Origin of the sequence: Microcystis sp. M53602_WE12, from assembly GCF_030065455.1 — a bacterium.
GTDB lineage: Bacteria > Cyanobacteriota > Cyanobacteriia > Cyanobacteriales > Microcystaceae > Microcystis > Microcystis aeruginosa.
In genome coordinates, this window is the sequence record NZ_JASJFB010000844.1 from 1 (window position 1) to 5,048 (window position 5,048).

General features: G+C 41.2%; 7 protein-coding genes. 4 read left to right on the top strand and 3 right to left on the bottom strand.

Annotated features, from left to right (window positions below; all coding sequences use genetic code 11):
• The 4 genes from PX482_RS25755 to PX482_RS25770 all read left to right on the top strand — a co-directional run.
• Positions 1-207: DUF433 domain-containing protein (locus PX482_RS25755; RefSeq protein WP_288093698.1), on the top strand; the 207-nt coding region annotated here is incomplete at its 5' end.
• Positions 204-557, top strand: coding sequence for a DUF5615 family PIN-like protein (locus PX482_RS25760; RefSeq protein WP_002758608.1), 354 nt, complete (start codon positions 204-206; stop codon positions 555-557). The genes PX482_RS25755 and PX482_RS25760, both read left to right, overlap by 4 nt.
• Positions 558-577: 20 nt before the next feature.
• The gene (locus tag PX482_RS25765) at positions 578-1,057 is read left to right on the top strand and encodes a hypothetical protein (protein WP_002758609.1); all 480 of its coding nucleotides are present in this window, start codon (positions 578-580) and stop codon (positions 1,055-1,057) included.
• Positions 1,054-1,662 (top strand): PIN domain-containing protein, encoded by a 609-nt coding sequence (locus PX482_RS25770; RefSeq protein ID WP_002752169.1) that lies wholly within the window; start codon positions 1,054-1,056, stop codon positions 1,660-1,662. The genes PX482_RS25765 and PX482_RS25770 overlap by 4 nt, the downstream gene beginning before the upstream one ends.
• Before the next feature lie 110 nt (positions 1,663-1,772).
• Here the strand turns inward: PX482_RS25770 and PX482_RS25775 are convergent, their stop codons facing one another.
• The 3 genes from PX482_RS25775 to PX482_RS25785 form a co-directional block, all read right to left on the bottom strand.
• Positions 1,773-1,967 carry a type II toxin-antitoxin system VapB family antitoxin gene (locus PX482_RS25775; protein ID WP_002752171.1) on the bottom strand — a complete coding sequence of 65 codons (195 nt, stop codon included), beginning with the start codon at positions 1,965-1,967 and terminating at the stop codon, positions 1,773-1,775.
• A 393-nt stretch (positions 1,968-2,360) separates the two neighbouring features.
• A complete protein-coding gene (locus tag PX482_RS25780; protein WP_288026027.1) occupies positions 2,361-4,271 on the bottom strand; it encodes a serine/threonine-protein kinase in 1,911 nt (636 codons plus the stop codon).
• A gap of 362 nt (positions 4,272-4,633) precedes the next feature.
• Positions 4,634-5,048: TetR/AcrR family transcriptional regulator C-terminal domain-containing protein (locus tag PX482_RS25785; RefSeq protein WP_288123204.1), on the bottom strand; the 415-nt coding region annotated here is incomplete at its 5' end.

The window sequence follows — 5,048 nt, forward strand, 5'->3', positions numbered from 1 at the left end:
CTCGATTTAAATATCTGTCATGGCAAACCTTGCCTTCGAGGATTGCGTTATCCTGTTGAATTTATCCTAGAATTACTTAGTTCTGGCATGAGTATCGAAGATATTTTAGCCGACTACGATGATTTGGAACGGGAGGATATTCTAGCGGCGTTATTGTTTGCCACTCGATTAACTCAGGTAAAAAGCATCTACCAAATTGCACCATGAACTTTTTAGTCGATGCCCAATTGCCAGTTCGTTTAGCCCGTTTTTTGCAAGCTGCTGGTCATGATACAATTCATACTAAAGATTTACCCCAACAAAATGCCACGACAGATACAGAAATTAACGCTCTTTCAATTAAACAAAATCGTATTGTTATTACCAAAGACACAGATTTTCTCGATTCATTTTTGATTAATCAAGAACCTTATAAGCTTCTGCTAGTGACTACGGGTAACATTACGAATGTTGAATTAGAAGCATTATTTCAGAATAATCTACCCCAAATAAAAGCACTTTTTACTCAACATTCCTTAATAGAAATGAGTCGCAACTCAATCATCGTTCATCAATAATTTTACGCGGGGTGCTGTGTATGGTTTCATCAGTTCATCTTATGGCTTCTGGCTGGGATTTAGCAGTTAATAACCGCAATGGTCAACTCGCTCTTGTGGTTGAGGTCAAGTGCAAAACCAACGTATCCCAAGAATGGGCGGCAAAACTCCGACGCAATATTCTGGCACACGGTACTTTTGCCAAGGCTCCCTATTTTTTGCTGGTCTTTCCTGACAGATTTTACTTATGGAGTAATGTTGGGGCTTTTCAGGAGCAGAGTGAACCTAGTTATATGATTGATGCCAGTCCCATTCTTCAGCCTTATTTTCAACGAGCAGGGGTAACGAATGACCAAATTAGTAGGCAAAGTCTTGAACTAATTGTTGCTTCTTGGTTGGGAGAGATTATTCATTCTGAAAAGCCGCCTGAAGCTCTCGATGATTCTCAGCGTTGGTTGATTGATTCAGGGTTGTATGCTGCTTTAGCTGGGGGAAAATTTCAGCGTGAGGCAGCGGCGTGAATATCTATGTTGAAACAAATTTTGTTTTAGAGCTAACCTTCGAGCAAGAGCAGTGTCTAAGCTGTGAGCAGATTCTGCAACTTTGTGAAACAGGACAAGCCAAACTAATTATTCCAGCATATAGTCTAGCTGAACCTCACGAAAAACTGACTCGTCAAGCAAAGAGTCGTCGGGAACTTCAACAGTTACTAGATACTGAGTTACGTCAACTTTCACGCACAGCTTCTTATGCAAGTCGGATCAAGAGTATTCAAGATATTGCTAGTTTAATGGTGCAAAGCAATGAAGAAGAACGACATCGTTTTAATAAATATCGAGAACGCCTCCTCAAGGTAGGAGAAATTGTGGCACTTACTGCTGATATTTTAATCGAAGCAGCATCTTATGAAAAGATATATGATTTAACGCCACAAGATGCTCTTGTCTATGCCTCGGTACTTCATCATTTACGACGTTATCAGCCACAGCAGGCGTGTTTTTTGAATCGAAACTCAAAAGACTTTGATAGTCCTGACATTGTTGAAGAACTGAATCAATTCAACTGTAGGATGATTCCCCGATTTGATCGTGGTTACAGTTTTCTTCAGTCGCAGTTATCGTCCTAGTAGCTGAGATCAAGCTTTTCGGTTGAGTTGAGCGCTTTAATACTTAGGAGAAAACTGCTCGATTCAATAATTTGAGCGAAACCCAACATTCTTTAACGACATCGTAAGAATCATTGATTGTGCCTCATTTCCTCAAGGTTTCCTTCCCATTTAAGCTTACCTTTAAAGGCTTTAATTTTCTCCTGTTGTTTGAGCCGAATCAAAGTCTTAAGACCCAATTCAACAACTTCTTGTTTAGTCTTTAAACCAGTAGCTTTAAGAGCATCAGCCATGAGTTGGTCATCAATGATAATGTTAGTCATCATCCTATCCCTAGTTGTGTATAGTAGATTGTTAATATACACATTATATAGGGTTTGCTGAATAAATGTGAGATGTAAGCAAGGTAGAGATTTTGTGGCTTTTCTCGCAAAACAGGTGCAAGATTGTGAGAGAATCGTCGTTCAAAATCTTGCGTCTTTATCGGCCCGCGTCCTGTAGGGGCGAAGCATTCGGACAATAACCTATCGGTGAAACTGTAGATTTTCTATCCGAATGCTTCGCCCGTACTTTTTGCCGCATACCCTACTTAGGAGAAAACTGCTCGATTCAATAATTTGAGCCAAAACCCAACATTTTTAAAGACATCGGTGCAGTTTCCCGCAAGCGTCGCTCATTTTTGATAGACAAAAGTTATTGCTGTCACCCCAAACACAAGTTTACTGTCTCACCCGCCAAATTTTGATAGTTTTGTCAGCACTCCCACTAGCTAAATAGCGACCATCGGGACTATATGCTACTGAGAAAACTGTCTCAGAATGACCGGTAAGGGTACGCAATTCGTTTCCCGTTGCTACCTCCCAAATTTTGATAGTTTTGTCCTGACTCCCACTAGCTAAATAGCGTCCATCGGGACTATATGCTACTGACCTAACTACCTCAGAATGACGAGTAGGGGTACGCAATTCTCTTACCGTTGCTACCTCCCAAATTTTGATAGCACCGTCACCAATCCCACTAGCTAAATAGCGGCCATCGGGACTATATGCTACTGATAAAACCCCCTCGGAATGACCAGTAAGAGTACGCAATTCTTGTCCCGTTGCTACTTCCCAAATTTTGATAGTTTTGTCACTACTACCACTAGCTAAATAGCGGCCATCGGGACTATATACTACTGACCAAACCCCTTTAGAATGACCAGCAAGAGTACGCAATTCTTTTCCCGTTGCTGTCTCCCAAATTTTGATAGTTTTGTCCGAACTACCACTAGCTAAATAGCGGCCATCGGGACTATATGCCACTGACCAAAACGTCATATAATGACCAGTAAGGGTACGCACTTTTCCCGTTGCCACCTCCCAAATTTTGATAGTTTTGTCAAGACTCCCACTAGCTAAATAGCGGCCATCTGGACTATATGCCACTGACCAAACCGTCATAGAATGACCAGTAAGAGTACGCAATTCTGTTCCCGTTGCTGTCTCCCAAATTTTGATAGTTTTGTCCGAACTACCACTAGCTAAATAGCGGCCATCGGGACTATATGCTAGTGAATAAACCTGGCCAGAATGACCAGTAAGGGTTTTATCTACAGGTGAAACTGGCGGAGAAGGATTAATCTTAGGAATAACTGGCGGTTGTTTTTGAGTTACAACAGGCTGCGGATTTGCTGCTGGTGGAGATGGTCTATTAGGAGTTATAGTAGGTAACTTTAATTGCCGTTCAATCTCATCCAAACGCTGTAAAATAACCCTAGTATTAGCCGGTCTATTCTTTGGCAATCTTCCCATCAACTCATCAATAAAATCCAACAATAACGGGTGAATATTTTCCGTTTCTTCTCGCCAAGCTAAAACATCATTAACCGCATCATAAATTTCTAAGGGATGTTTTCCGGTTAATAAATGTACAAAAGTTCGTCCTAAAGCATGAAAATCTGATTGAATCACTGCTTGGCCATGTTGTTGTTCATTGGGTGTATATCCAGCTGAGGTAATACCTGTCACCTGTTGACCTTTTACCTTTTGATGATAGGTTTGGGTTTCTTCCCTTGCTGTGCCAAAATCAATTAACACCAACTCGCCACTATTCCGCAGCATAATATTAGGGGGTTTAATATCTCGATGCAGCCAATTCTGTTGATGAATTTTATCCAGAATTAAAGTAATTTCTCTCAGCCATTTAAAAGCCCGTTTTTGACTTAATTTATCATACTGCTTTAGCCACTGTTCTAAATTAATCCCCTCCACTTTTTCCATAACTAAACAGTGTAATATTTTCCCTTCTCTCGTGGAATATTGAAAATAGGTATCTGCGCGAGGAACACCGGTGACATTTTGACGACTCAACTCTAATAAAACGTCATATTCCCGTTTAAATAATTCCACTGCCTTCGGGTCATTATTCCATTTTTCTTGTAATACCTTGAGGATTTTGGCTGTAAAACCCTCAAAAGCCTCATAAACAATGCCAAAACCAGTCGTATCACTCAATAACCGACTTACCCTATATTTACCATTTAACAACAACTCAGAGCCGCAACTTTGACAGTAACGAGTATTCGAGTTATTATTGCTCGGATGGTCTGGTTGAGAACAATCGGGATTAATACAGTAACAGGGTTTCATCTCGGCTATCAGTTATTTTATTGAGTGAATAATTGAAAGTTTTCCCTTACCTGTCTTTGAAGGCATTTTATCATAAGTAAGTAGGCGTTAAAAATTATCAGATGCCCCCCTTATTAAGGGGGATCCCCCCGCCTATCGGCACCCCCCTTATCAAGGGGGGCAGGGGGGATCGGCACCCCCCTTATCAAGGGGGGCAGGGGGGATCGGCACCCCGCTTATCAAGAGGGGCAGGGGGGATCGAACCTAAAATCCATTTTTAATTTAATTATAACCAGCTACTTAAGTAAGCTAAAACGGATTTTAACCGCCTATCTTTAGATTAGCTGTCTCGGAGTCTCGACTAGGAAATTAATTTTGCACGACTACTTAACTAACACTCCATTCAGAAAAATTTCGGCAATACCTTCGGCCATTTCTTGTAAAGCTAAGGGGGAAGCATTACTATCTAAAATAGTTTCACTGGAAAAACCGGCAATTGCGAACATTCCTAGAAAAACCTGGGCGACAATTTTCGGATTCATGGGACGATAGACACCACGATCGATCGCTGTTTGAAAAAAAGCCTCGGCCACATCGGTCATTTTAGCAATTACCTCCGATTGAATTCGCTCTTTTAATTCGGGATGAAATTGCGCCTCTATAAAACAAACTCGCAATAAATCGCTATTTTCTCGCATTCTCAACACCCTACGTCGCATCACCTGCGCTACCGCTTTATAACTGCCCATTTCGCTCAATTCCGTCAGCAAGTCGGTGAGAATATCCACCCATCCCCTA

What these genes read in the sequence shown, in the direction of transcription:
- PX482_RS25760 (WP_002758608.1), top strand. Translation starts at nt 204, where the DNA reads ATGAACTTTTTAGTCGATGCCCAATTGCCAGTTCGTTTAGCCCGTTTT.
- PX482_RS25765 (WP_002758609.1), top strand. Translation starts at nt 578, where the DNA reads ATGGTTTCATCAGTTCATCTTATGGCTTCTGGCTGGGATTTAGCAGTT.
- PX482_RS25775 (WP_002752171.1), bottom strand. Translation starts at nt 1,967, where the DNA reads ATGATGACTAACATTATCATTGATGACCAACTCATGGCTGATGCTCTT.
- PX482_RS25780 (WP_288026027.1), bottom strand. Translation starts at nt 4,271, where the DNA reads ATGAAACCCTGTTACTGTATTAATCCCGATTGTTCTCAACCAGACCAT.